The organism is Rhizobium sp. BK377, assembly GCF_014193935.1.
Classification (GTDB): Bacteria; Pseudomonadota; Alphaproteobacteria; order Rhizobiales; family Rhizobiaceae; genus Rhizobium.
This window is the reverse complement of sequence record NZ_JACIAC010000001.1, coordinates 638834-665585: the sequence shown is the minus strand read 5'-3', so window position 1 is coordinate 665585 and position 26752 is coordinate 638834. Positions and strand designations below refer to the sequence as shown.

Sequence of the window (26752 nt, the reverse complement as noted above, 5' to 3'; positions counted from 1 at the left end):
CTTCGTCATCTCGGCATTGCCGGTTGGAATGAGAGCGCGCTTCAAGTAATTGAGCCGATATGCTGTTCTGGATTCTCGTGGCCGTCCTGACGGCGGCCGTTGCCGCCATTCTGCTTTACCCTCTTTTGCGTGGAGCGAAGGCGGTCGAGGATACGCGCGCCGGTGAGGCGGCCGTCTATCGCGATCAGTTGCGCGAACTCGACAGGGATCTCTCCGGCGGCTTGATCAGTGCCGACGAGGCCGAATATGCGCGGGCCGAGATCGGCCGGCGGCTGATCGCCGTTTCAGGTGCTGCTCCGGCCGAGGCACGCAAGCCGGCGCGGCATCACCGCGCGACCGAAGCCTTCATAGTGCTGCTCCTGCCCGTCATCGGGCTCTGTCTTTACATGAATACCGGCAGGCCAGATCTGCCGTCCCAGCCGCTTGAGGCGCGGCTTGCCAATCCCGGCAGCGACATGGCCGTTCTCGTCGCCAAGGCGGAGCGGCATCTGGCGCAGAATCCCGACGACGGCAAGGGCTGGGATGTGCTGGCACCGATCTATTTCAGCACCATGCGCGTTTCCGATGCCGAGACCGCCTATCGTAACGCCATTCGCTTACTTGGTCCAAACCCCGCTCGCCTCGACGGTCTTGCCGAAACGCTGATGGCGATCTCCGAAGGTGTGGTGACGGAAGATGCACGCAAGGTGCTCGAACAGTCGCTCTCCCTTGAGCCGAACAACCCGCGTGCCCGCTTTTACGTTGCCCTGAGCATGGAGCAGGCGGGGCGGCCGGAAGAGGCGCGTGGCGCCTTCGAGGCGCTGGCCAAGCAATCGCCTGCCGATGCCCCCTGGCTGCCGCTGGTCAACGAGCACATCGCCAGGAACGGCGGCACGGCGGTAGCAGGGCAAGTACCGCCTGCGACCCCACCGTCCGTTCCGGGCGGCCCGACTTCCGAGGATGTGGCGGCAGCTGAGACGATGAGTAGCGGCGATCGGCAGCAGATGATCCGCGCCATGGTGGAAAGCCTGGATGCCAAACTGTCTGCCGATCCTGATAATTTCGAGGGCTGGATGCGTCTTGTCCGCTCTTACGCCGTTTTAGACGATAAAGATCGCGCCGCGGCTGCCGTAAAGCGCGGGCTTGCCGCCTTCCCGGCATCGGGGGAAGAGGGCAGGCAGCTTTTGGCGCTGGCAAAGGAACTCGGCATCGCCACGGAAGGATCGAGTGCCACGGAAGGAAAGAGCAAATGACGCGCAAGCAGAAACGCCTGGCGGTGATTGCCGGCGGCATGAGCTTCATCCTTGTCGCCGTGCTGCTCGTGATGTTCGCCTTCAGCCAGTCGGTCGCCTATTTCTATATGCCCGGCGATCTCGCCAAGACGCCGGTGGCACCGGGCACTCGCATCCGCCTCGGCGGCCTGGTGGGAGCAGGCAGCGTCCTGCGCGGCGAGGGCTCGGTGGTGCGCTTTGCGGTGACCGACCCGAGCGGTGAGATCGTCAATGTCCGCTACCAGGGCATCCTGCCGGACCTGTTCCGCGAGGGGCAGGGGGTGGTGACCGAAGGCACCTTCGAGACCGGCAGCAACGTCTTTACCGCCGATACCGTGCTTGCCAAGCATGACGAGACCTATATGCCGAAGGACGTGGCCGACAGGCTGAAGGCGCAGGGCCTGTGGGAAGAGGGTAAGGGAGCCGCACCGCAGGGTGGGGCGCCGCAAGGTGCTGAAGCCAAGGGTCCGGAAGCAAAGAGCCAGGAAACGAAGGCAACGCCATGATCATCGAGATCGGCCACTATGCGCTGGTTCTGGCGCTCGCAACGGCGATCGTCCTGTCACTCGTGCCGGTGATCGGTGCCAGGCGCGGCGATCAGGCGATGATGGATGTCGCGCCCTTGGGCTCCGTCCTGCTCTTTGCCCTCGTCGCCTTCTCCTTCGGCGTGCTCACCTATGCGCATGTCGTCTCCGACTTCTCCGTTCAGAACGTCTGGGAGAACTCGCATTCGCTGGTGCCGCTGATCTACAAATATTCCGGCGTCTGGGGCAATCACGAGGGCTCGATGATGCTCTGGCTCTTGATCCTGGCCCTGTTCAGCGCGCTGGTGGCGCTCTTCGGGCGCAATCTGCCGGAGACGCTGAAGGCCAATGTGCTCTCGGTCCAGGCCTGGATCTCGGTCGCCTTCATCCTCTTCATCCTGTTGACCTCCAATCCCTTCGCCCGCCTCGATCCGGCCCCCGCCGAGGGCCGGGACCTCAACCCGGTGCTGCAGGATGTCGGGCTCGCCATCCATCCGCCGCTGCTCTATCTCGGTTATGTCGGCTTCTCCGTCTGCTTCTCCTTTGCGGTTGCCGCCCTTCTCGACGGCCGCATCGATGCCGCCTGGGCGCGCTGGGTGCGGCCCTGGACGCTTGCCGCCTGGACCTTCCTGACGCTTGGCATCGCCATGGGCTCCTACTGGGCCTATTACGAACTCGGCTGGGGCGGCTGGTGGTTCTGGGATCCGGTGGAGAACGCCTCCTTCATGCCCTGGCTTGCCGGCACGGCCCTGTTGCACTCGGCGCTCGTCATGGAAAAGCGCGAGGCCTTGAAGATCTGGACGGTGCTGCTGGCGATCCTCACCTTCTCGCTGTCGCTGATGGGCACCTTCCTGGTGCGCTCCGGTGTCCTGACCTCGGTGCATGCGTTCGCCAGCGACCCGAGTAGAGGCGTCTTCATCCTCTGCATCCTCCTGATCTTCATCGGCGGGGCGCTGTCGCTCTTTGCCTTGCGCGCGCCGCTGCTCTCGGCCGGCGGGTTGTTTGCGCCGATCTCGCGCGAGGGGGCGCTCGTCGTCAACAACCTGATCCTGACGGTTGCCTGCGGCACGGTGCTAACAGGCACGCTCTATCCGCTGGTCCTGGAAACGCTGACCGGCGATAAGATCTCCGTCGGCCCGCCCTTCTTCAACCTGACCTTCGGCCTGCTGATGGCGCCGCTTTTGATCATCGTGCCCTTCGGGCCACTGCTTGCCTGGAAGCGCGGCGATCTGCTCGGCGCGCTGCAGCGGCTCTATGTCGTAGCGGGTCTCGCGTTCGCCGCAGCGCTCGTCTTCTTCTACATCCAGCACGGCGGTCCGGTCATGGCCGTGCTCGGCCTTGCCGCCGGCCTGTTCCTGATCTTAGGCGCTATCGCCGATTTCTGGTATCGCGCCGGCATCGGCAAGGTGAAGGCGGAGATCGCCTGGCGACGGTTGACCGGCCTGCCGCGCTCGGCCTTCGGCACCGCCCTTGCCCATGCCGGGCTTGGCGTCACCGTGCTCGGCATCGTCGCGGTCACCACCTTCCAGACCGAACATGTGGTCGAGATGAAGCAGGGCCAGTGGACCGAAGCCGGCGGCTACAGCATCGTCTTCGATGGCATTGAGCCGGCGACCGGCCCGAACTATAGCGAGGACCGCGGCCACTTCTCGATCCGCCGGGGCGGGGCAGAGATTGCCGATGTCTGGTCGGCCAAGCGGCTCTATACAGCAAGGCAGATGCCGACGACCGAAGCCGGTATTCTCACCTTCGGGCTCAGCCAGCTCTATGTGTCGCTCGGCGACGCGACGAAGGATGGCGGCATCGTCGTGCGCATCTGGTGGAAGCCGTTCATCCTGTGCATCTGGGGTGGAGCGCTCATCATGGCGACAGGCGGCTTCGTGTCGCTGACCGACCGGCGCCTGCGGGTCGGGGCGCCGAGCCGTAAGGCGAAGGCGAAGCCAGCCAAGCCGGCAGCACCCGCCATGGAGCCGGCGGAATGATCAAGCGTTTCCTGCTTGCTCTGACCCTGATCCTCTCGGCGGCACCAGCCTTCGCCGTCAACCCGAACGAGATGCTCGCCGATCCCGCGCTTGAGGCCCGGGCGCGAACACTGTCGGCGGAACTGCGCTGCATGGTCTGCCAGAACCAGTCGATCGACGATTCCAATGCCGATCTCGCCAAGGATCTGCGCCTGTTGGTGCGCGAGCGCATCGCCGATGGCGACAGCGACGACGAGGTGCTGAACTACATCGTCTCGCGTTACGGCGAGTTCGTGCTCTTGAAGCCGCGTTTCAGTGTGCGCACATTGCTGCTCTGGGGTGCCCCCGTGCTGCTGATCCTCGCCGGCGGGGCGTCGCTCATCGTCTTCGCCCGCAAACGGGCCGGCAAACCCACCGGCAGCAAGCTGACGGCCGAAGAACAGGCAAGGCTCGACGAGTTGCTGGAAAAGTAAAAACCATTCCGCCGCATAGGCCGCGGAGCGGCTGATCTTCAAGCTTTCCGATAGGGAAACAGCGCCCGTATGGCAGGATCACGTAGCCACAACCCACCCCACATGAACAGCCCGAGATAGATGCTGAACAATATATGGCTGAAGAGCGGGCTTCCGGCCCGGATCTGCGTCGCCATCGCGCCGCCGAGCAGCCCCATCATCAGCACCGCCCCAAGGACGCTCGTCTGGGGGATGAGGTAGAGCAGGAGGCAGGTCAGCTCGATCAGGCCGATCATCAGCACATATCCGTTCGGCCATCCGAGCTGGGTCATCGTTTCCTCGGCAATCGGCAGGCCCAGAAGCTTGGGCGCAATCGATGCGCCGAGCATGAAGAGCGCAAAAAGCACGGTGAGCACGCGACCGGTCCAGATCATGGCCTTTTCGTTCATGGCTGACCCGCCGGGAGCGTGTTGACCATCCAGGGTGTGCCGAAGCGATCGGTGAACATGCCGAAACCTGGCGACCAGAAGGTCGCGTTGAAGGGCATGGTCACCTTGCCTCCCTCCGAGAGCGCGTCGAAGACCCGCCTGGTCTCTGCCGCATCCTCACTGTGATAGGTGGCGCTGAAGCCGCCCATATCCTCCTGATATCCGGGAGGAGCGTCACAGCCCATCAGCGACTGGTCACCGACATCGAGCCAGGCATGCATGATCTTGTCCTTGAAGGACGGATCGATCGGCATGTCGCCGGGCGCCTCCCCGAACGTATGCATGCCCGTCAGCTTGCCGCCGAGCACTTTGGCGTAGAATTCAAAGGCCTGCCGGCATTCGCCTTTGAAGACGAGATTAGTCACGAGTTTCATGGTCCTCACTCCCTTTGATTTCCCTGCGTTGCAATCCAGCCTTCCAGCCTGCCGAAGCTGCTCTCCCAGCCATATCTGTGTCCAGCAAGACTCTCCTCGGATTTCAGGTCCGCATGGGTGAAATCCATCCGCGTACGGCCATCGGCCAATTCCTCGAAGACGACGGTCACGAGGGTTACGACCGGTCCGCCATCCTCATGCGATCCCTCCCACTGGAAGGTGAAGGACAGGCGCGAGGGCTCCTCGATCTCCCTGTAAACGCCGCTCTGCCATAGCAGGCGGCCATCCTCCGCATTCTTTAAGCATGCCCTGTAGGAGCCACCCACACGCAGGTCCTGCACGACGCTGACCGCTGGCCATTCCACCGGACCAAGCCAGGCGACGACCATTTCCGGCCGCGTCCAGGCGGCCCATAACAGCGCACGCGGTGCATCGAATATCCCCTGCATATGCAATGTGGGGCGCGACAGCTGATCGGCCATGCTTCTCTTCCCTGTTTGACTAAGATGTGCGTCGATGTTCAGTTGCGGGAGCTGCTGTCGTCCGCTTTCTGGATCTTCTGAAGATAGCCATCCAACCGGTCGAAGCTCGATTCCCAGAAGCGCCTGTATTGCTCCAGCCAGTCGGCAATGCTCTTCATCGCCATCGGCTCCAGCTTGGCCGGCCGCCATTGCGCCTCCTTGCCCCGGCTGATGAGGCCTGCCTTTTCCAGCACTTTCAGATGTTTCGAGACTGCCGGAAGGCTCATGTCGAAGGGGGCGGCGAGTTCGTTGACCGAAGCCTCGCCTTCGGCAAGCCGCGCAATGATTGCCCGGCGCGTGGGGTCTGCGAGGGCTGCGAAAGCGGCGCTCAGAATGTCGGTCTGCATGATGGCCTCGTATGTAACTTTACGGTTAAATAAAGGCTGGGAGCAGGATTGTCAACCAATCGGTTAAATGCGATCTCTCACATCCCGCGTGCAACCAAAAGAATGTCGGGACATTACGAATTTTTCATGGACCGGACAGTTCGCAGTAAGGTGCGGCGTCCTATATCTCGGTCCATCACTGATCCGGCATCGCCGGAACGAAGGTCTGAACAAGAAGAGAAGGTGCTCTAATGCTGAAAAATTTCCGCGGACGTCCGTCCCTCAAAACGGTGCTCCAGGCGTCCACCGTTGCCGGTCTGGCAGCCGCCGTGCTCGCAACCGGTATCCCTGTCGAGATCTCCCGTTCCTATGCCGAGGCTGTCAATGTCCAGTCTCCCTCGGTTCCGAGCTTCGCCAATGTCGTTGACGCCGTTTCCCCGGCCGTTGTTTCCGTCCGCGTCGAAAGCCGCGTCAAGCCGGCCTCCGACGATGGCGACGGTTTCACCTTCGATTTCAACGGCCGCGGCTTCGATGATCTGCCCGACGCTCTGAAGCCATTCTTCCGCCAATTCGGTGAACAGGGCCACCAGGGCCAGAACCAGCAGCGCCGCTTCGGCCAGCCGGGCGGTCCGGGCCGCCTGCGTCCGGTCGCTCAAGGGTCAGGCTTCTTCATTAGCGAAGACGGCTATATCGTCACCAACAACCACGTCGTTTCCGATGGCTCCGCCTTCGTCGCTGTCATGAACGACGGCACCGAACTCGATGCCAAGCTGATCGGCAAGGACCCGCGCACTGATCTCGCCGTACTGAAGGTCGATGGCAAGGGCCGCAAATTCACCTACGTGAACTGGGCGGATGACAACAAGGTCCGTGTCGGTGACTGGGTCGTCGCCGTCGGCAACCCCTTCGGCCTTGGCGGCACGGTCACGGCGGGCATCGTTTCGGCCCGCGGCCGTGATATCGGCTCCGGCCCCTATGACGATTACCTGCAGGTCGACGCAGCCGTGAACCGCGGCAACTCTGGCGGACCGACCTTCAACCTCAACGGCCAGGTCGTCGGCATCAACACGGCGATCTTCTCGCCGTCGGGTGGCAGCGTCGGCATCGCCTTCGCAATCCCGGCCTCTACCGCCAAGGATGTCGTTGCCGACCTGATGAAGGACGGCACGGTTTCGCGCGGTTACCTCGGCGTTCAGATCCAGCCGGTCACCAAGGACATTGCCGACTCCCTCGGCCTCTCCGAAGCCAATGGCGCTCTGGTCGTCTCCGCACAGGAAGGCACGCCGGGTCAGAAGGCCGGCATGAAGACCGGTGACGTCGTCACCGCCGTCAATGGTGAGCCGGTCAAGGATGCCCGCGATCTCAGCCGCCGCATCGGCGCGATGACGCCGGGCAGCAAGGTCGAGCTTTCGGTATGGCGTTCGGGCAAGGCCCAGTCCGTGACCGTCGAACTCGGCACGCTGCCGGCCGACCAGCAGGCTTCTGCAGAAGACGAGAACGATCAGCAGCAGGCTCAGCCGCCGGCTTCCGAGAAGGCGCTTGCCGATCTCGGCCTGACGGTCGGCCCGTCGGATGACGGCAAGGGCCTCGCCATCACCGGCATCGATCCGAATTCGGATGCTGCCGACAAGGGCATCAAGGAAGGCGAAACGATCACCTCGGTCAACAACCAGGAGGTCTCCAGCGCCGACGATGTCGTCCGCGTCATCAACCAGGCCAAGAAGGACGGCCGCACCCGCGCGCTGTTCCAGATCCAGTCGAAGGACGGCAGCCGTTTCGTCGCCCTTCCGATCAACGGTCAGGGCTGATCTCCGCCCTCAGAAGGCGGGAACCGCGCAGGCGCAGAGGCTGCGCGGTTCCAAATTCTCCAGATCTGCCAAATTCTTCACATCCGAAGGACGACCGCGATGCCCACCGCACAACAGGAAGACGCTTTGAACCTTGCCGAAACGCAACCGGCGGGTAATGTCGGCCGCATGAAGATTCTCATCATCGAAGACGATCTGGAAGCGGCGGTCTATCTCACGAAAGCGTTTCGCGAGGCAGGCATCGTTGCCGACCATGCAAGCGACGGCGAGAGCGGCCTGTTCATGGGATCGGAAAATACCTACGACGTGATCGTCATCGACCGCATGCTGCCGCGTCGCGATGGTCTCTCCGTCATCAGCGAGCTGCGACGCAAGGGCGTCCATACGCCCGTTCTCATTCTTTCCGCCCTCGGCCAGGTCGACGACCGGGTGACCGGCCTGCGCGCCGGCGGCGACGACTATCTTCCGAAGCCCTACGCTTTCAGTGAGCTGCTTGCCCGCGTCGAAGTGCTCGGCCGCCGCAAGGGCACGCCCGATCAGGACGTGGTCTACCGCGTTGGCGATCTCGAGCTCGACCGCCTTTCCCATGAGGTCCGCCGCGGCGGCAAGGAAATCCCGCTGCAGCCGCGCGAATTCCGCCTGCTGGAATATCTCATGAAGAATGCCGGTCAGGTGGTAACGCGCACCATGCTGCTGGAGAATGTCTGGGATTACCATTTCGATCCGCAGACCAACGTCATCGACGTGCATGTCTCGCGCCTGCGCTCAAAGATCGAAAAGGACTTCAGCCAGCCGCTGCTGAAGACGATCCGCGGCGCGGGTTATATGATCAAGGACGAGGGATGAGCCGTTTCTGGGTTCTCTTCAAGTCCACAGCAGTCCGCCTTTCGGCCCTTTATATTCTGCTCTTCGCCATCTGCGCCGCAACGCTCGTCGTCTACGTGACGGCGATGTCGGAGCGGCTGCTGTCCGGCCAGATCCGCGATGCGGTTGCCCAGGAGGTGACGCAGGTGCAGCGCGCCTATGACGCCGGGGGAATGAACCTGCTTCTGCGCACGATGGAGCGGCGCGCCCGCCAGCCGGGCGCCAATCTCTATCTCATCGCCGGCCCCTCGGGTGACATACTGGCCGGCAACGTCGCCTCCGTGCAGCCGGGCGTCTTCGAGGAACAGGGCTGGACCTCGGTGCCCTTCACGTATCAGCGCTACACCGATAGCGGGGTGGTCGGGCATACGGCGATCGCCAACATCTTCGTTCTCGACAACGGCCTGCGGGTGCTGATCGGGCGCGACCTCGGCGAGCCGGAACGTTTCCGCAAGTTGGTGCGCCAGGCGCTGATGATCGCGCTCGCCATCATGGGTCTCGGCGCCATCATCATCTGGTTCGGCATCGGCCGCAATGCACTGAAGCGCATCGATCGCATGTCGGACGCCGGCAAGAAGATCATGGCCGGCGATCTCTCGCAGCGTCTGCCGGTCGGCGGTTCGGGCGACGAGTTCGACCGGCTCTCCGTCTCGCTGAACAACATGCTGGAACGCATCGAAAAGCTGAACGAAGGCTTGCGGCAGGTATCGGACAATATCGCCCACGATTTGAAGACGCCGCTGACGCGGCTGCGCAACAAGGCAGCCGATGCGCTCGACATCGAGGACGGTCAGGTGCGACGCAGCGCGTTGGAAGGCATCATCTCCGAATCCGATCAACTGATCCGCACCTTCAATGCGCTGCTGATGATCTCTCGCGTAGAGGCCGGCTCCGTAGCCGCCGAAATGTCGCCGATCGAACTGTCGGCCATCGTCGCCGACAGCGCCGAACTCTATGAGCCGGTCGCCGACGAAGCCGGCATGACGCTGATCTCGGAAATCGAGCCCGGCCTTGAGATCCTAGGCAACCGCGAACTGATCGGCCAGGCGATCTTCAACCTGCTCGACAACGCGATCAAATATTCCGCCGATACCGAAGGGGCAGGCTCCGTCTCGGTGAAGCTCAGCCGCCGTCCCGAGGGCATCTGCCTCTCAGTTGCCGATCACGGCCCGGGCGTCCCGCCCGACCGGCGCGAGGACGTGCTGAAGCGCTTTGTGCGCCTGGACGAGAGCCGCTCGAAACCGGGCACCGGCCTCGGTCTCTCGCTGGTCGATGCAATCATGGAGCTGCATGGCGGCACGCTGGAACTGTCCGATACCGAGCCCGGTCATGCCGACCGCCCCGGCCTCACCGTCAGCATGGTTTTCCCTGCTAAGCCAGCCTGATTTTCCTGATCATTTTCATATTGGCGCTTTCGTTTTGACACCCTAGTTTAAAGTCGCATTGCAGCATGGCAGGGAGAGCGAATGCTGACGAAATCGAACCACGGCCTGAAGGATGTCACTGGAGGGCTCCTGCGACCGCTGAGCCAGGCGGAGCTGAAATCGGCTCTTGCCGATCTGCAGGATATCGGCAAGAGCGAGCCTGTCGTCGCCGATATGCTGAAGGCCGAGGGGCCGCTCCGGGACTTTATCTCCGCTGTCCTGACGCTCTCCCCTTACCTGCGCGAAATCGCCAATCTCGATCCGGCAATCCTTGCCTCTGCGATCAGCGATCCGCTGGAGCCGCAGATCGAGGCGCTGATTTCTGAGGCGCGCGATTGCTGGAAGTCGGACAGTGATGGAAGCGCGCCGAGCGAAAGCCAGGTGATGACGAGGCTGCGTATCATCAAGCGCAGAGTGGCCTTCCTCATTGCCCTTGCCGATCTCTCACGCATCTTTGACGGCCGGACGACGACGGCCTGGCTCAGCGAACTTGCCGAGGCCTCGGTCACGGCCGCCGTCGATCACCTGCTGCTGTCTACCCACCAGAGTGGCAAGCTGAAGCTGAAAAATATCGCTGCACCGAGCGAAGGCTCCGGCCTGATCGTTCTCGGCATGGGCAAGCTGGGCGCTTCCGAACTCAACTATTCCTCCGATATCGACCTCGTCGTCTTCTTTGACGAAGAGGCCGGCATCGTGCCCGACCCTGACGACGCGATCGAGATCTTTCCGCGCATGATGCGGCGGCTGGTGCGTATCCTGCAGGAACGCACCGCGGATGGTTATGTCTTCCGCACCGATCTCAGGCTGCGGCCCGATCCCGGCTCCACGCCGCTCGCAATCCCCGTCGATGCGGCCATGATCTATTACGAAGGCAGGGGGCAGAACTGGGAGCGGGCCGCCTTCATCAAGGCCCGTGCGGTTGCCGGCGATATCGCGGCCGGCGAGCAGTTCCTGCGCGGCCTCGCTCCCTTCGTCTTCCGCAAATATCTCGATTATGCGGCGATTGCCGATATCCATTCCATCAAGCGGCAGATCCACGCCCACAAGGGCCATGGTGCGATTGCCGTGAAAGGCCACAACGTCAAGCTCGGCCGTGGCGGCATCCGCGAGATCGAGTTCTTCGTGCAGACCCAGCAACTAATTGCCGGCGGCCGCATGCCCACTCTTCGCTCCCGCGTGACGGAGGAGACGCTCTGCGAACTCACGAGGGCAAAATGGATCGATGCAGAAACCCGCGATGAGCTCACGGAAGCCTATTGGTTCCTTAGGGACGTCGAGCACCGCATCCAGATGGTGCGCGACGAGCAGACCCATCTTCTTCCGGAGACGGACGCGGAACTGAAGCGCATCGCCTTCTTGATGGGCTTCAATGATACGCCGAGTTTTTCCGAACGCCTGGTGGAGGTGCTGAAGGCGGTCGAGCGGCGTTATGCAGACCTCTTCGAACAGGAAACCAAACTCTCTGTGGGCACCGGCAATCTCGTCTTTACCGGCCAGGGGGACGATCCCGATACGCTGGAAACGCTGAGGAAACTCGGCTTCGAGCGTCCTTCGGATATTTCCCGCATCATCCGCACCTGGCATTACGGCCGCTACCGCGCCACCCAATCGGTCGAGGCGCGCGAGCGCCTGACGGAGCTGACGCCCGAGCTCCTGCGCGTCTTCGGTGAAAGCAAGCGGGCGGACGAGGCGCTGCTGCGTTTCGACAGCTTTATTTCCGGTCTGCCGGCGGGCATCCAGCTTTTCTCGCTGCTTGGCAGCAATCCGGCGCTGCTCTCACTCATTGTCAACATCATGTCCTCTGCGCCGAAGCTCGCGGAAGTCATCGCCGCCAGACCGCATGTCTTCGACGGCATGCTCGACCCCGGATTGATGGCGGAACTGCCGACGCGCGATTATCTCGGCGAGCGGCTGAAGGCCTCGCTGGTGCAGGCGCGGCACTATGAAGAGATACTGGACAGGCTGCGTATCTTCGCGTCCGAGCAGCGCTTCCTGATCGGTATCCGCCTGCTCACGGGCTCGATCAACGGCGACATGGCGGCTCGTGCCTTCACCCATCTCGCCGATCTCATCATTGAAGCCGCTCTGGACGCGGTCACGAACGAGATCCGCCTCGCACACGGCAATTATCCCGGCGGACGGATTGCGATTGCCGGCATGGGCAAGCTCGGCAGCTTCGAACTGACGGCGGGTTCCGATATCGACCTCATCCTGCTTTACGACTACGACGATGCCGCCGGCGAATCCGACGGTGCAAAGCCGCTCGATGCGACACGGTACTTCACCCGCATCACCCAGCGTCTGATTGCCGCCCTCTCGGCCCCCACGGCCGAAGGCGTACTTTATGAAGTCGACATGCGGCTTCGCCCCTCCGGCAACAAGGGGCCGGTTGCAACCCGCATCAATGCCTTCGGCAAATACCAGCGCGAGGAGGCCTGGACCTGGGAACATATGGCGCTGTCGCGCGCCCGGCTGATCTGCGGCGATCAAAGCCTGATCGGCGAGGCGGAAGCTATCATCACAGATGTGCTCCGGACAAAGCGGGACATCGCCAAAGTCGCCCATGACGTGGCCGAGATGCGCGACCTGATCGAGAAAGAGAAAGCGCCTGATAACGCCTGGGACCTCAAGCTCATTCCGGGCGGCGTCGTCGATATCGAATTCATCGCTCAATATCTTGCCCTGATTGCGCCGGAAAAAGGCGTCGAAATAAAGATCAACGGCCTCACGACAGGTGCTGCCCTGAAGGCTCTCGGCGAGAAGCTGATGGGCTCGGGCGACCTCGATACCTGCCTCGAAGCTTTCGCGCTCTATACCGAGCTTTCGCAACTGATCCGTCTCTGCATTGACGGCCTCTTCGATCCGAAGGAGGCACCCGCCGGCCTGACCGAGCTCGTCTGCCGGGCTGGAGACTGCCCTGACATCAAGACTTTGGAGGGTGAAGTGAAGCGGCTCTCCAAAGCCGTCCGCAAGGTCTTCCAGACGGTTGTAAGGGCTTAAGCCTATCCGCGTCAGCCGTGATCGGGAATGCGCAGCGAGATCACCGTACCGATAGATTCGCGGGAGCGAATCTTCATGCTGCCGCCATGCAGATTGGTCAGCGAGCGCGAGATGGCGAGACCGAGGCCGGAGCCGCCCTTGCTCTTGGCATATTGGCTCTGCACCTGCTCGAAAGGCTGGCCGATCTTGTTCAACGCCGTCTGGGGAATGCCGATGCCGGTATCGGCGATAGTGACCATGACGCCATCGGCGACACGGCGGGTGCGTACAGCGATGCGCCCGCCCTCATTGGTGAACTTCACGGCATTGGAGAGCAGGTTCAGCAGCACCTGCTTCATGGCGCGGCGGTCGGCCATCAGCGTCATGCCCGAGGAGATGCGCTGTTCGATGACGATGTTCTTTTCGGCTGCCGGAATGGCGGTAAAGCGCAGGCTTTCCTCGATCAGCGGCGCAAGGTCGGTGGGCTCGCGCGACAGCAGCATATGGCCTGCCTCGATCTTCGACATGTCAAGAATATCGTTGATGACGTTGAGCAGATGCTTGCCGCTGTCATGGATATCGCGGGCATATTCATTGTACTTGGCTGAGCCGAGCGGTCCGAACATCTGGTTCTGCAGGATTTCCGAGAAGCCGAGGATGGCGTTGAGCGGCGTGCGCAGCTCGTGCGACATATTGGCCAGGAATTCCGACTTCGCCTTGTTGGCCGCTTCCGCACGCTCTTTCTCCGCGAGATAGTTGGAATTGGCGGTCGAAAGCTCGGCCTTCTGCAGTTCCAGCGTCTGGCGCGAGGCGGAGAGGTCGTTGATCGTCGCCATCAGCCGGCGCTCGGAATCGCGCAGGCGCTCCTGATGGCGCTTCAAGGGCGTGATGTCGGTGCCGACGGATACGCGGCCGCCGTCGCGGGTGCGGCGCTCGTTGATCTGCAGCCAGCGCTCGTCGGCCAGCTGCACTTCCGTGGTGCGCGAATAGCCGGAGCCGTCGGCATCGGCGATACGCCGCTCGATCACCGGGCGTGCCGCTGCGGCGTGGACGACCGTGCGCTCGGTGCCAGGCACGAGCACGCTGTCGGGAAGACCGTAGGCCTGCTGGAAATGCGCGTTGCACATGACGAGCCGGTCGTTCTTGTCCCATAGCACGAAGGCTTCTGAAGTGCACTCGATAGCATCGGCCAGACGCTGGTCGGCCTCGGCGTAGCGTTGAGCAAGCCGATGCTGCTCGGTCACGTCCATGGCGATGCCGATCATGTGCACGCGGCCGGAATGGCCGCGGATCACCTGGGCGCGGGCGCGCATCCAGACATAGTGACCGCTCGCGTGGCGCATGCGGAAGATCTGATCGACCTGGCCGGAATCACCCTTGGCGACGGCGCGGGCGATCTCGTGCAACCCGTTATCCTCCGGGTGCATGAGCCGTGCCGCATCGGCAAAGCTCATCGTCTTGTCGGAGCCGGCAAGCCCGAGCATGTCGTACATCGAGCGTGACCAGAAGAATTCGCGATTGTGGAAATCGAAATCCCAGAGGCCGCAGCGGCCGCGCGACAGCGCCGTCTCGACCCTGAGATTGGATTCCAGGAAGATGTCGTCGGCATCGCGTGCCCGCTTCACCTGCATGTAATAGGCGTAAAGGACGACGAGCAGGATGGAGGAAATGCCGGCAAACAGCGTGACGTTGAGGGTCAGTTCCTCGCGCCAGAGACGGTTGATCTCGTTGAGCGAGGTGGCGGAAACGATATAGCCGCCGGCCGTGCCCATCAGGGAAATCTCGGCATAGTGCAGCTCGCCGCCGATGCTGGTTTCGATGACATCGGAGCGGTCGCCGAAGCGGCGGATGGCGGATATCTCGGGGAAGAGGGCGGAGACATCGGCGCCGACATAGGTGGCGCCGGCCGTCGTTGCTGCAAACACCTTGCCGCTCGCCTCCACCAGCAGCACGAAGGCGCCGTTTTCCAGCCGGTCCTGCGGCAGGAATTTCGCAAGTCGCGCTTGCGCCTCCGCGGCGCCGCCGCCGTCGAAGAGATCGGTCGCATCGGCAAAGACTGCGGCCGCCGTTGCAGCCGAGAGCGCCGTCGCATGGCGCGCGGAGGCTTCCATGCGGCTATATTCGCTGACCATGCCGAAGAAATGCGAGGCCGCCACGACGGCAAGGAAGGCGACGATCAGAACGGGGATCGTGCGCTTCAGGAGAAGCTCTGCCTTCGGCAGGTGGCGCAGCAATGGTTCAGGAGCTTTCGCAGCATTTCCGGACAGGCTGTCGCGCCAGGCTTTGAGCCCGCCAAAATCGACACGCAGCCGTCCTTCGGCCGCGGTTGCCCGCCGCACGTCCATCATCTCTGAACCTGATCCCTCGTGTGATTCGCGCGCCGCTCGCTCGAACTACATACAGAGAATCATGCGTGATTCGCCTTGTCCAGAGCTGACGGTAAAAATTTGTTAACCATTTGTGATTGCTGGTTTTTCACAGGGATTCGTCAATGGCCGGCCTGGCTGCCTGAAGAACTCAAGACAGCCAGGCGGCAAATCATTACGACAAATCACCCCTTAAGGGTGCGCTCGACGATATCGCGGACATCGGTCGAAAGGTTGGCTGCCCCTTCGATCTCGAGCAATGCCGAGCGTGCATGATCGGCACGGACCGGTTCCAGCGAGCGCCAGGAGCGCATCGAGGTCAGCAGGCGTGCGGCAAGCTGAGGGTTGCGCTGGTCGATATCGAGGATCTGGCTGGCCAGAAAGCGATAGCCTTCGCCGTCGGCGCGGCCGAAGCCGGTCGGATTGCCGAAGGCGAAGGTGCCGACCAGCGAGCGCATGCGGTTCGGGTTGGTCCGCTTGAAGAGCGGGTTTTCCATCAGTGCCTTGACGCGATCGACTGCGCCCTGTCCGGGAATGCCGGCCTGGATCGCAAACCACTTGTCGACGACGAGCGCATTTTCCTGGAAACGGCTGCGGAAGGCTTCGAGTGCCGCCTTTGCCTCTGCGCTGTCGGGGAAGCGATGGGCGAGGATCGTCAGCGCATGGCTGAGATCGGTCATGTTGTTGGCGCCGTCGAAGGCGGCCTTGGCACGAGCCGGGCTGCTCTCGGCATAGGAGAGATAGGTAAGGGCAGTATTGCGCAGCGCGCGGCGACCGGCGCTTTTGGCATCCGGGCTGAATTCGCCTGATGTGATCATCGCGTCATAGAGGGCCGCGAAGGTGGCTTTGCCGGCTTCGGCGATCTGCTTCAGGATCGCCTGGCGGCCCGCATGTACGGCATCGGGATCGATGTTGCTGCCGAGTTCGCGGGCAATGTCGGACTCGCTCGGCAAGGCCAGCGCCTGGGCGCGGAAGGCGGGCTCGAGGCTCTCATCGGCGGCGGCCGCAATCAGCGTATCGGCGAAGGTCTGTTCGCAGACGATCGACGCACCCTCGCGGGCATCGCGGGCGGCCTTCAGGAGGTTCGGCAGCGCCAGATCCGTCAGCGCCTGCCAGCGGGCGAAATGATCCGTCTCGTAGCGGGCGAGCAGGGCCAGATCAGCCGGGCTCTGGTCGAAATGCAGGTTGATCGGTGCGGAAAAGCTGCGGTTGATCGAAACAACAGGACGCGAGGCAACGCCGTGGAAGACGGCCGTCTGAGTCCGTTCCGTCAAATGCAACACCTCGCCGGCATATTCGGCGCCGTCGACGGTAGCAGGCTCGATCTTGGAGCCGTCCTCAGCAAAGAGCGCGAGGCTCAGCGGAATGTGCATCGGCTCCTTGGTCGGCTGGCCGGGGGTAGCGGGGATCATCTGTTCCAGCGACAAGCTGAAAGTCTTGGCGCCTGCATCATAGGTGCCGGAGGCGGTGACCAGCGGCGTACCTGCCTGATGGTACCAGAGCGAGAACTGCGAAAGGTCGCGGCCGCTCGCATCCTCGAAGCATTTGACGAAATCCTCGATCGTGACGGCCTGCCCGTCATGGCGATCGAAATAGAGGGCCATGCCCTTCTTGAAGGTCTCGCGGCCGAGCAAGGTCGCGATCATGCGCGTGACTTCGCTGCCCTTCTCGTAGACCGTCGTCGTATAGAAGTTGTTGATCTCGCGATACTTGGTCGGGCGCACCGGATGGGCGAGCGGGCCACCGTCTTCCGGGAACTGCTCGGATTTCAGGTGGCGAACTTCGGCGATGCGCTTGACCGGGCGCGAGCGCTGATCCGACGAGAATTCGTGGTCGCGATAAACGGTCAGGCCTTCCTTGAGGCAGAGCTGGAACCAGTCGCGGCAGGTAATGCGATTGCCTGTCCAGTTATGGAAATATTCATGCGCGATGATCGCTTCGATATTGGCGTAATCGGCATCGGTCGCCGTTTCAGGGTCGGCGAGCACGTATTTGTCGTTGAAGATGTTGAGGCCCTTGTTCTCCATGGCCCCCATGTTGAAGTCGGACACGGCGACGATCATGAAGATATCGAGATCGTATTCGCGCCCGAACACGTCTTCATCCCACTTCATCGAACGCTTCAGCGCGTCCATGGCATAGGCTGCGCGCGGCTCCTTGCCATGTTCGACATAGATCTTCAGCACGACCTCGCGGCCGGACATCGTGGTGAACGTGTCTTCGACGACGCCTAGATCACCGGCAACCAGCGCGAAGAGATAGCTCGGCTTCGGATGCGGGTCGAACCAGGCGGCGAAATGCTTGCCCGGACCATAGCCGGCGCCGCCAAGGAAATTGCCGTTCGACAGGAGCAGCGGATTGGCATCCTTGTCGGCGATAATGTTGACCGTATAGGGCGCCAGCACATCCGGCCGGTCGGGGAAATAGGTGATGCGGCGGAAGCCTTCGGCCTCGCATTGCGTGCAATAGATGCCGCTCGTGCGGTAAAGACCCATCAGCTGGGTATTGGCTTCCGGATTGATGATCGTGGTGACGGTCACTTCGAAAGGCGCTGTTTCCGGCAGGTCGCGGATGGTGAGGCTTTCGGCCGTTACCGTGTAGCGCTCCGGCGCCAATTCGTTCTGGTCGAAGAGAAGGCTGGAAAGATTGAGTTCGTCGCCGTCGAGAACAAGGGGAGCGGAGACATCGGCACCTTCGCGGCGATGGAAGATCAGCCGGGCTTCCACCTTTGTTTCCGTCGGATCCAGTTCGAAGGTCAGGTCGACGCGTTCCAGCACGAAATCTGTTGGGCGGTAATCTGCCAGATTGACGACCTGACCGGTATCTGTTCGCATGTTGCCTGAAGACCTTTTTTAGACAATGGCCGAATGCAGAGGCGGGGCGCGCTCTGCTGAAATTGGCGGCCATGATTACATTAAAGTCTGAACTAAACTTAAAGCAAATTGGCAGTGAACGAGAAGTTCACAGCCAAATTATTATGGTCGAATTATCGTGCATGCAGCAGAAGAAGATTGCTATTTGAGATTGAAGGCGTTCTTGATCGCAACATCGCTTTCCGTCTGCTGCACCACGACACCATACCAGCCGAGCCCGTCATAATCCTCGTAGCCGAGCGTGCGGGCGAAGGCGACGATCGAGCCGTTATTGTCGTAATAGCTGCCTTTCGACTGGCTAGTCTGATTGGCGAGCGCGAAATGGGCAAACAGCATGGCTGGATTGGTGCTGGCAATCACCCGGCTTGCGCCGTCGAGCAGCATGACAGTGGTCTTCTCCGCAAGCTGCGGCGGCAGGTTCGCTTCCTTCTCGACGATCGACTGGCCCTGGTTCTGCCAGTCGAAATAGACGCCGAGCGTGCCGAGCAGCTTGCCGTCGAGCTTGCCGCCTTCCCGGATGCCGGTCGCGTAGACAAGCGCATGCCGCTGGTCGTGCAGAAGGCTCGGTTTTACCTCGTCGACGATATAGTCGTCGCCGGAAGCGCAGCCTGCGGCGGCCCTGAACCAGGGATCTCCCGCAAGCGATGAACCTGATATCTTGCGCTGGAAAGTCGGGTTGGCCGATGCGATCACCCGGCCGGAGAGATCGGTCATGACGAGGTCGAGATAGACGGTATAGAAGCGGTTGATGACGCCGAGACGCTCGGCTGCGAAGGCGACACGTTCCTTGTCCGGCTCCTGCAACGCCTGCCAGAGCGCCGGATCCGTCGCCCACCAGCGCACGTCGGCGGTGCGTTCGAACAGGTTGCGCACGATAAGCTGAACCAGTGTCTGCGCGAGATCGGTCAGCCGCACACCTTCCATTTCGGTCACCAGCGAATCCGCCATCGCACGGCTGAGCCCGATGCGCCCGAGTACGTTGCTTTCGAATTTGCTGGTGATTTCGGTCGCGATCTGCGCCAGACGCTGCACTTCATTGGCGACGACGGCAAAGCCCTTGCCGGTTTCACCTGCGCGCGCCGCTTCGATCAGCGCGTTGATGGCAAGCAGCTTGATCTGTTTGACGATACTGGTGTTGTCGGTGCTGAAACGCTCCAGATCGGTGCTGATGCCATCGGTCACGACACGCATCGAGCGGGGCGTTGCGTTTTGTGACTGGGATATGATCTCTGCGCTGAGCGGCTTCATCAAAAGGATCCTAAAAAATGTGACGTGACTGGCTGCGGAACGAATGCGATTCTTTTGTATGATAATTAGCTGAGAACGATGCGGTGGCATGGTTTGCAACCGGTTAACGCAAAGGGTCCGAATCTGAACATTTTCGGGGGAATGAACGTAAAACGCGAAGTTTTTTGATTAGAAAACGGACTTGCACAGAAAAGCGGCAGATGAAAAGCGGCTAATACTTGCTGGCTACAGCGTCGGTTCGAAAATTTTCGGAAAGCCTGATACGTAGATTCCAGGAGTTGGAGCGTCATGTGTGCGTCCGAATGGACCCACGGAGCTCGAGTGCGCGCAGATTTTTCCCCATCGGCACATTTCTTCGGTTACGATGAGAAACTCGTCCGCTGCGTTCGAGTCGAACGCGTCTCCCCGCTCGGCATGCCCGCATAAGAGCCTGAATCATGGAATCGGTTCTCAGAAACCCGATGAGAGGCATTGCGCTGAAAGTCTCGTCGGTCGTGGTCTTCCTGGCCATGCAGACATTCATCAAGCTGGCAGGGTCGGACATCCCGCCGGGGCAGGTGACCTTCTGCCGCTCCTTCTTCGCGCTGTTTCCGATCATGGCCTATCTCGGCTACCGGAATCAGCTGCGCTCTGCCTTCTACACCGCCAATCCGATCGGCCATCTGAAGCGGGGCACGCTCGGCATCATCTCGATGGGACTCGGCTTCTACGGGCTTTTGCATCTGCCGCTCCCCGAAGCGATTGCGCTCGGTTACGCCACGCCGCTCATCGCCGTCATTTTCGCGGCCGTCTTCCTGGGAGAGACGGTGCGCGTCTACCGCTGGAGCGCCGTTTGCTTCGGCATCATCGGTGTCGCCATCATCTCCTGGCCGAAGCTCACGCTGTTCCGCGAAGGCGGGATGGCGACCGAACAGGCAGTCGGGGCACTCTGCGTACTCTTGTCGGCCGTGCTTGGCGGCATGGCGATGATACAGGTTCGCCGCCTTGTCGAGGACGAGAAGACGGCGACGATCGTGCTTTACTTTTCGATTACCGCTTCGGTCTTCTCGTTGGCGACGATCCCCTTCGGCTGGCTTCTCCTCGACTGGCCCTCGGCACTTTTCCTCATAGCAGCCGGTTTTTGCGGCGGTGTGGCGCAGATCCTTTTGACCGAGAGCTACCGGCATGCGGACGTGTCCACCATCGCTCCGTTCGAATACAGTTCGATCCTGCTTGGCGGTATCGTCGCTTATTTCGTTTTCGGCGACATTCCGAGCAGCACCATGCTGTTCGGCACCGTCATCGTCATCGCCGCCGGCATCTTCATCATCTATCGCGAGCATCAGCTTGGCCTCGAGCGTCGGGAAGCGCGAAAAGCCGGCGCACAGCAATCCTGAGCGGCTGAACCCATATTATAGGTCGAATTGAATATCGTAGTGATTGAAAAGTTATGCCGCTTATCCTCAGAAAAGAGCAGAACTGGCAAAATCTTAGGATATCGCTTCGCCCGAAAATATGGATATGAAAGTGAATTACTTTCATTTATTCAAAGCTATGCATAATCGATAGGCCATAGATGCCGGGGGAGTTTCGGTATCGCTGCTCCGAACGCTGGCTTGCGAGCGAGGGTGAGGAAAAGCATATGGCGTTCACGGCAGAGCAACTGGCGCAGAACCCTTCCTTTGTAGTGAGCATTCGTTTTCTGGCCGGGCAAATGCGCGGCTTGTTCGATGCGGGGCCGCGGCTGGCGCGCCTGCTGGCCTCGCATCAACGCTGGCTGCTGACGCAGACGGCTTATGCGCTGCATCTGGAATATAATCCGCAGGACCCGACTTCAGGTTTTACTGCCGTTCGGCTGACCGGCAAGATCACGGCACACAAGATTGCCAGCCGCAACACGGTGCTGGCCTTCATCGAAGAGCTCTTTACCTACCGCTTCATTACCCATACGCCCGGTGACGAACGCCGCCGCCCGCGCCATTTCGAGCCGGCCGAAGTCAGCCATCAGGCAATGTTCGGCTGGTTGCACTCCAACCTCGGGGCGCTTGACCTCATCGATGGCGGAAACCGGGCGGCGTTTCTACATGAAAATCCTGTGCTTTTCCGCCGGATCCAACCGCGTGTCGCCTATAACTGCCTCGAAGATAGCAGATGGCGCGAACCGCCTGAACAGGTGGCGCTATTCCTCTGGACGGAAGCGGGCGGTATGGTCATCGATCATTTCATGTCCCGGCTCGACCTCGAGGGAAGCGATCCGGCACGGCTCTCGATCGGCAGGGTGGAGACCCGCCCGCTCGCCGGTGATTTCATGATGTCGCGCACGCATCTCCAGCGGCTCCTCGCCAAGGGTGCCCAGCGCGGCTGTCTCGGCTGGTACGACGAGCCGAGGAAGTCGCAACTGTGGCTGTCGCGCGATTTCCTGAGGGAATATGTCGGCTGGCAGGCGATCAAGTTCGCCTATGTGGACGAAGCCTTCGAATGGGCAAAGGCGAGATTCGACGCCGAAAACTGCTGAAGTAATTCCAGTAAACTGTACTCTCAGAGCGCGATCGCGGAAGCCGGGGTCGTGGCCTCTGGCGGCATGTCGCAAAGCTCGCGACGATATTCGTGAGCAGCACAGACGGCAGCACGGATATGCTCGAAAGAGTGGAGATTGCGCAGCAGTGAAATCAGAATTGTTGACATCGGTCGTTACTTCTTGAAATGCGAAAAGGCAGGCGAACCGCCTGCCGGATCATCATTCCGGAATCTTCAATATTCCTGGAAATCGGCGAAAATCGCGGCCGGACGCGAGGTACGGCTGCTGATGCCGGTGCCGCGGGCGATCATCTGTTCGTTTGTGGCAAAGCCGAAACGGCTGTAGCCCTGAGTGGTGCGAACCTGATCGCTTGCTTGGCGCAGGGTTTCAAACCCGCAATGTATAGGACGAAAACGCTTGCTCATGGCCTTGGTTCCTGTTCGTTCCTCCCAAGACACGCCTTCTATATTGCAGTGCAGCATTGATTCTTCAATGCACCCTTGCAGGATGCAGCCATGCGTATATTGCATGGACAAATTCATAAATATTTTAAAACCTGGCTAATTTGTAAGCAGAGACAGCTCTTTAAGCCTAGCCTGAAAGGCCAGCAGATCGCTCCAGGCCAGCCGCTTATTGACCGGCGCGGTTAACAGGTCCTGCGGATGCAGGCTGGCGATGGCCGGAATGATCCGATCTGCGACAGCGATCTCCTTCCACCGGCCGCGAAGCCCATGAATCGTGTCATTTTCGCCGAAGAAGAAGCGCGCCGTGTAATTGCCGAGCAGCAAAATGGCGCGCGGTTCGGCAAGCGCGATCTGCCGCTCGATGAAGGGACGGCAGATTTCAGTTTCGGCCGCCGATGGCATGCGGTTGCCCGGCGGACGCCAGGGAATGATCTGCGTCAGGAGAATGGCTGACCGCTCAAGGCCGATCGAGGCCAGCATCCGGTCCAGCAACTGGCCCTGCCGGCCTGCGAAGGCCGTGCCTTCGCGCTCGTCGTCCGCACCCGGCGCCGGACCGATCACCATGATACCGCTTGCCGGATTGCCGCTCGCGAAGATGGTCGAGCGGGCGCTGTTTTTCAGATTACAGCCATTGAAGGCTTCGAGCGCCGTCTTGAGTTCTGCAAGCGAGCGGGCGCTCGCGGCCGCGAACCGCGCCTGCTGCACCGCTTCGCCGTCAGGGATTGCCGGTTGCGGCCGCGAGGCAGGAGCTGGTGCGGCCGCGCGCTGCTCTGGTGCAGGGCGGGCGGGTATTTGCCGTTCCAGCTGCGGCTGTGTGGCCGGAGCTGCCGAACGGCGTGCCGCCTTCATGGCCTCGAATTCGGCGAAACGGTCGACGGGCTCTTCCTCCAGCAGCCAATCCACACCCGCTTCCGCATGGAAATGCAGAAGCGCTGCAAGTTCGGCCGGACTCAGGTCGTTGGCGGAGATCATGGTGCGACTTTAGCGGAGCGAAAACGGCAATGAAAGGGCGGGCAGAGCAGCCCACGCCCTTTCGCCCGTTATTGCACAGTCCATTGGTCGATATCGCTGCGTTCGCCGATCAGCGCCAGACCATGGGCGATCGACAACAATTCGCCGCCGGTCTCGATCTTGTCCCTGTCGAAGCGCTCGGTGAAGATGCGCCGCACGGCCGGCACGAACGACGTCCCGCCGGTCAGGAATACCTTGTCGATGCCGGATGCATCCGTGCTGGTCTTTTCCAGCACCTCGTCCAGCGCCCCCTCGATGCGGGCGAGGTCATCGACGATCCAGCTTTCGAAATCGCTGCGCTTGATCATGCGGTGGCCACCGCGCCCGAGCGGGGCAAAATGGAAGGGGGCTTCCTCCGCGGAGGAGAGCGCCATCTTCGTTGCCGAGACCGCCTGATAGAGCGGATAGCCTTCGTCATGATCGATGAGATCGACAAAGGTTTCCAGCTTCTCCGGTTCCAGCGCCGTGCGCACCAGCTTCTTCAGATCCTCGAATTCCCTGGAGGTCTTGAAGATTGACAGCTGGTTCCAGCGGCTGAAGCTCGCATAGTAGTTCGAGGGAACCTCAAGGATTTTGTCAAAGCTCTTGAAATGGCTGCCCTTGCCGATCAGCGGCGCGACGATATTGTCGATCATGCGCGCGTCGAAATGATCGCCGGCGACGCCGACACCGGAATGGCCGATCGGCGTTGCCGTCAGTTTACCTGCCTTGGTCTCGAAGCGAATCAGGGAATAGTCGGTCGTACCGCCGCCAAAGTCGGCGACGAGAACGGTCGCATCGGACTTCAGATTCTGCGCGAAGTAGAAAGCAGCCGCAACAGGCTCGTAGACATAGTGAATTTCCGGAAAGCCGAAGCGCGTCAGCGCCTCGTTGTAGCGCTGCACCGCCAGCACCGGATCCGGACTGGCGCCGGCAAAATGCACCGGGCGGCCGGCGATGATGCGGCTGGTATCATCGGGCCAGTTCTCGCCTGCGTAATGGCGCAGGCGCCGGATGAAGATTTCCATCAGGTCTTCGAAGCTCTGCCGCTTGCCGAAGATGATCGTGCCCTGGAAGAGCGCGCTTGCAGCAAAGGTCTTGATCGACTGCAGGAAACGGCAGTCGCCGGGATTGTCGATGAACTGCTGGATCGCCGCATGCCCGGCCTCGACCTTCAGCGCCGAAGCGCCAAGCTGCGCGTCCTTCATGAAGGAGAGCGCGGTGCGCATGCTGTCGGCCGTGCCGGCGCTGCTGGAAAGCGATATGGAATGCGTGTCTGCGCCGCCATCTGCCAGCGCCAGAACAGTATTGGTCGTGCCGAAGTCAAGCCCGAGCGCCCGTGCCATGGCCGTGCTCCCTATCAAATATGTCGAAAATTTGTGAGCCGGGGCAGATACCCCGAAATGCGAAAGGGCGCTTTGCTGCGCCCTCGAAGATGTTTTGAGAGGCGCGTGATCGCACAGGAGAGGTCGGAAAGCAACCCGTTCTCGTCAGTTTCCGAGCTGCATCCGCGTCTCCTCGGCCATCCTGCCGATCCACTTGCGGAACATCTCCATGGCGGGCGTGACGGAGCGGGATTTGAGCCGCATCAGCCAGTAGCTGCCCTTGGAAATCCAGATCGGGAAGGGCTGCTCCAGCTCCCCCGCCGCAAGCTGGCGGGAAAACATTAATGGCGGCGCCAGCGCCACGCCCGCGCCCTGCAGTGCCGCCTCGATCATCAGCACAGAGGAATCGAAGACCATGCCCCGGATCGGCGGCGGTTTGACGCCGGCCGTCTCGAACCAGCCAGGCCATTCGTCGGCGCGGTAGGAGCGCAGCAATGTCTGATGGGCGACATCGTCAGGGGACGAAAGCTGGCGAGCGATCGAGGGAACGCAGAGCACCGAAAGCGGCGCCTCGAACAGAGCCTCCGCGTCGATATCGTGCCAGGCGCCATTGCCGAACTTGATCGTATAGTCGAGCCCTTCGGCGGCAATATCGACGCGATTGTTGTTGGTCGAAAGCCTGAGATCGATGAAGGGATATTGCTCGCGGAAATCGGCAAGGCGCGGCAGGAGCCAGCCGACGGCGAGCGTGCCGACGGCGCCGAGCTTCAGCACCTCGCGCACATGCCCGCCCTCGAACCGCTCCAGCATGTCGGCCATGCGGTCGAAGGAATCCTGCAGGGCAGGCAGCAGCGCGAGCCCTTCCTCCGTGATCATCAGTCCGCGCGGCAGGCGGCGGAACAGGCTCACCCCGAGACGCTGTTCCAGGAGCTTCACCTGATGGCTGACGGCCGCTTGCGTGACACAGAGCTCAATTGCCGCCCGGGTGAAGGAAAGATGCCGCGCCGCCGCCTCGAAGGCGCGCAGCGAGTTCAGCGGCAAATATGGTCGAACCATGGCAATGGCCTAATCTGATTTATGCCTGACCGCAAATATCATCGTTTGATCGAGCCTTCCAGGCTGGCCTAGAAAGCCGAGGTCGAACCCTATGGAGAACGAAAGTGGCTTTCGAAAGACTTCTTCCTCTGGTATTTTTCATAAGTATTACAGCAATTTCCATGAGTGCATCGCCGGCCGATGCCGCTGATCCGATCCGCTGCACCGTCATCATCGATGAAAAGACCGGCGAGACGATTTACCGTCAGGGCAATTGCGATCAGGGCTTCTATCCGCAATCGACCTTCAAATTGCCTTTGGCCATGATGGGCTATGATTCCGGCATTCTGGTCGATGAGCACAATCCGCACTGGACATATGATCCGAAGCTCAAGCGACCGCGGCGCGAGCAGAAGGACACCGACCCGACAATCTGGGAGCGGGATTCCATCGTCTGGTTCTCACAGGCGCTGACCCGCAAGCTCGGCAAACGTGCCTTTGCCGATTACGTCAGGCGCTTCGGTTACGGCAATCAGGATGTCTCGGGCGGTCCTGATAATACGGATGGGCTGACCGAATCCTGGCTGATGTCGTCGCTCAGGATCTCCGCCGAGGATCAGGTGCAGTTCCTCCGCCGTTTCCGCACCGGCCGCCTGCCGATTTCGCAGCGTGCGCGGCAGATGACGGAGGCGATCGTCCCGCATTTTGAGGCGGCTGGCGGCTGGGATATCCAGGGCAAGACGGGCGCCGGCTGGCTACGCAACGCGGCCGGCAAGATCAATTATGAACGGCCGCTCGGCTGGTTCGTCGGCTGGGCGACGAAGGGCGACAGGCGGCTGATTTTCGCGAGGCTTTATATCGCCAATCACCGCTACAGCGACAATCCGATCAGCTTCGAGACGCGGGACACACTGGTCGCCGATTTCCCAAGGCTGGTCGAAGGTCGCTGATGTGAAAGGGCCCCGGAAGGCGCCCTTTCCGTC

Annotated in this window: 23 protein-coding genes; 11 read left to right on the top strand and 12 right to left on the bottom strand. The window is 61.4% G+C overall.

Annotated features, from left to right (window positions below):
• Window positions 1-59: 59 nt before the first annotated feature.
• Genes ccmI through FHT92_RS03265 form a run of 4 tightly spaced genes read left to right on the top strand, consistent with a single transcriptional unit; the run spans window position 60 to window position 4208 of the window.
• The gene (gene ccmI, locus FHT92_RS03280) at window positions 60-1232 is read left to right on the top strand and encodes a c-type cytochrome biogenesis protein CcmI (protein WP_183822487.1); all 1173 of its coding nucleotides are present in this window, start codon (window positions 60-62) and stop codon (window positions 1230-1232) included.
• A complete protein-coding gene (gene ccmE, locus FHT92_RS03275; RefSeq protein ID WP_183822485.1) occupies window positions 1229-1756 on the top strand; it encodes a cytochrome c maturation protein CcmE in 528 nt (175 codons plus the stop codon). The genes ccmI and ccmE overlap by 4 nt, the downstream gene beginning before the upstream one ends.
• Window positions 1753-3756 (top strand): heme lyase CcmF/NrfE family subunit, encoded by a 2004-nt coding sequence (locus FHT92_RS03270; protein WP_183822483.1) that lies wholly within the window; start codon window positions 1753-1755, stop codon window positions 3754-3756. Before ccmE ends, FHT92_RS03270 begins: the two co-directional genes overlap by 4 nt.
• Entirely contained in the window at window positions 3753-4208 is a 456-nt protein-coding gene (locus FHT92_RS03265; protein WP_183822481.1) for a cytochrome c-type biogenesis protein CcmH, read from the top strand. The genes FHT92_RS03270 and FHT92_RS03265 overlap by 4 nt, the downstream gene beginning before the upstream one ends.
• A 38-nt stretch (window positions 4209-4246) precedes the next feature.
• Here FHT92_RS03265 and FHT92_RS03260 read toward each other — a convergent pair whose 3' ends face one another.
• The 4 genes from FHT92_RS03260 to FHT92_RS03245 are packed head-to-tail and all read right to left on the bottom strand — an operon-like array spanning window position 4247 to window position 5917.
• A complete protein-coding gene (locus tag FHT92_RS03260; protein WP_183744599.1) occupies window positions 4247-4636 on the bottom strand; it encodes a DoxX family protein in 390 nt (129 codons plus the stop codon).
• Window positions 4633-5049, bottom strand: a complete 417-nt coding sequence (locus tag FHT92_RS03255) for a VOC family protein (protein ID WP_183744596.1) — start codon at window positions 5047-5049, stop codon at window positions 4633-4635. Before FHT92_RS03255 ends, FHT92_RS03260 begins: the two co-directional genes overlap by 4 nt.
• Before the next feature lie 5 nt (window positions 5050-5054).
• Window positions 5055-5531 carry an SRPBCC domain-containing protein gene (locus tag FHT92_RS03250; protein WP_183822480.1) on the bottom strand — a complete coding sequence of 159 codons (477 nt, stop codon included), beginning with the start codon at window positions 5529-5531 and terminating at the stop codon, window positions 5055-5057.
• A 38-nt stretch (window positions 5532-5569) separates the two neighbouring features.
• Window positions 5570-5917 carry a helix-turn-helix transcriptional regulator gene (locus FHT92_RS03245; RefSeq protein WP_183822479.1) on the bottom strand — a complete coding sequence of 116 codons (348 nt, stop codon included), beginning with the start codon at window positions 5915-5917 and terminating at the stop codon, window positions 5570-5572.
• 230 nt (window positions 5918-6147) lie between these two features.
• On the opposite strand from FHT92_RS03245, the gene FHT92_RS03240 reads away from it, so the two are divergent.
• The 4 genes from FHT92_RS03240 to FHT92_RS03225 all read left to right on the top strand — a co-directional run bounded on the left by FHT92_RS03240 (window position 6148) and on the right by FHT92_RS03225 (window position 12992).
• Window positions 6148-7704, top strand: coding sequence for a Do family serine endopeptidase (locus FHT92_RS03240; protein ID WP_183744588.1), 1557 nt, complete (start codon window positions 6148-6150; stop codon window positions 7702-7704).
• 99 nt (window positions 7705-7803) lie between these two features.
• Window positions 7804-8550, top strand: coding sequence for a response regulator transcription factor (locus tag FHT92_RS03235; protein WP_183744585.1), 747 nt, complete (start codon window positions 7804-7806; stop codon window positions 8548-8550).
• Window positions 8547-9953 carry a HAMP domain-containing sensor histidine kinase gene (locus tag FHT92_RS03230; protein WP_183822478.1) on the top strand — a complete coding sequence of 469 codons (1407 nt, stop codon included), beginning with the start codon at window positions 8547-8549 and terminating at the stop codon, window positions 9951-9953. The genes FHT92_RS03235 and FHT92_RS03230 overlap by 4 nt, the downstream gene beginning before the upstream one ends.
• Window positions 9954-10034: 81 nt before the next feature.
• Window positions 10035-12992, top strand: a complete 2958-nt coding sequence (locus FHT92_RS03225) for a bifunctional [glutamine synthetase] adenylyltransferase/[glutamine synthetase]-adenylyl-L-tyrosine phosphorylase (protein ID WP_183822476.1) — start codon at window positions 10035-10037, stop codon at window positions 12990-12992.
• 11 nt (window positions 12993-13003) lie between these two features.
• Here FHT92_RS03225 and FHT92_RS03220 read toward each other — a convergent pair whose 3' ends face one another.
• The 3 genes from FHT92_RS03220 to FHT92_RS29600 form a co-directional block, all read right to left on the bottom strand.
• Window positions 13004-15319: a PAS domain-containing sensor histidine kinase gene (locus FHT92_RS03220; protein WP_183822474.1), complete on the bottom strand. Its 2316-nt coding sequence runs from the start codon at window positions 15317-15319 to the stop codon at window positions 13004-13006.
• Window positions 15320-15522: 203 nt separating this feature from the next.
• Window positions 15523-18171, bottom strand: a complete 2649-nt coding sequence (gene pepN / locus FHT92_RS03215) for an aminopeptidase N (RefSeq protein WP_183822472.1) — start codon at window positions 18169-18171, stop codon at window positions 15523-15525.
• Between the two features lie 180 nt (window positions 18172-18351).
• A complete protein-coding gene (locus tag FHT92_RS29600; protein ID WP_183822470.1) occupies window positions 18352-19458 on the bottom strand; it encodes a methyl-accepting chemotaxis protein in 1107 nt (368 codons plus the stop codon).
• Window positions 19459-19895: 437 nt separating this feature from the next.
• On the opposite strand from FHT92_RS29600, the gene FHT92_RS03205 reads away from it, so the two are divergent.
• Together FHT92_RS03205 and FHT92_RS03200 are read left to right on the top strand one after the other, a co-directional pair.
• Entirely contained in the window at window positions 19896-20834 is a 939-nt protein-coding gene (locus FHT92_RS03205) for a DMT family transporter (protein ID WP_183822468.1), read from the top strand.
• Between the two features lie 245 nt (window positions 20835-21079).
• The gene (locus FHT92_RS03200) at window positions 21080-21952 is read left to right on the top strand and encodes a hypothetical protein (protein WP_183822466.1); all 873 of its coding nucleotides are present in this window, start codon (window positions 21080-21082) and stop codon (window positions 21950-21952) included.
• Between the two features lie 23 nt (window positions 21953-21975).
• Here the strand turns inward: FHT92_RS03200 and FHT92_RS03195 are convergent, their stop codons facing one another.
• The 5 genes from FHT92_RS03195 to FHT92_RS03175 form a co-directional block, all read right to left on the bottom strand.
• Window positions 21976-22122, bottom strand: coding sequence for a hypothetical protein (locus FHT92_RS03195; RefSeq protein ID WP_183822465.1), 147 nt, complete (start codon window positions 22120-22122; stop codon window positions 21976-21978).
• A 66-nt stretch (window positions 22123-22188) separates the two neighbouring features.
• Window positions 22189-22380, bottom strand: a complete 192-nt coding sequence (locus FHT92_RS03190) for a hypothetical protein (RefSeq protein ID WP_113427356.1) — start codon at window positions 22378-22380, stop codon at window positions 22189-22191.
• A 135-nt stretch (window positions 22381-22515) separates the two neighbouring features.
• On the bottom strand, window positions 22516-23391 hold the full coding sequence (locus tag FHT92_RS03185) for a uracil-DNA glycosylase family protein (protein WP_183822464.1): 876 nt from the start codon (window positions 23389-23391) through the stop codon (window positions 22516-22518).
• A 68-nt stretch (window positions 23392-23459) separates the two neighbouring features.
• Window positions 23460-24755 carry an Hsp70 family protein gene (locus FHT92_RS03180; RefSeq protein WP_183822463.1) on the bottom strand — a complete coding sequence of 432 codons (1296 nt, stop codon included), beginning with the start codon at window positions 24753-24755 and terminating at the stop codon, window positions 23460-23462.
• Window positions 24756-24899: 144 nt separating this feature from the next.
• The gene (locus FHT92_RS03175) at window positions 24900-25790 is read right to left on the bottom strand and encodes a LysR family transcriptional regulator (RefSeq protein ID WP_183822462.1); all 891 of its coding nucleotides are present in this window, start codon (window positions 25788-25790) and stop codon (window positions 24900-24902) included.
• A 104-nt stretch (window positions 25791-25894) separates the two neighbouring features.
• Here FHT92_RS03175 and blaOXA point away from each other — a divergent pair, with 104 nt between their 5' ends.
• A complete protein-coding gene (blaOXA, locus tag FHT92_RS03170; protein WP_183822461.1) occupies window positions 25895-26719 on the top strand; it encodes a class D beta-lactamase in 825 nt (274 codons plus the stop codon).
• The last annotated feature ends 33 nt before the right edge of the window (window positions 26720-26752 follow it).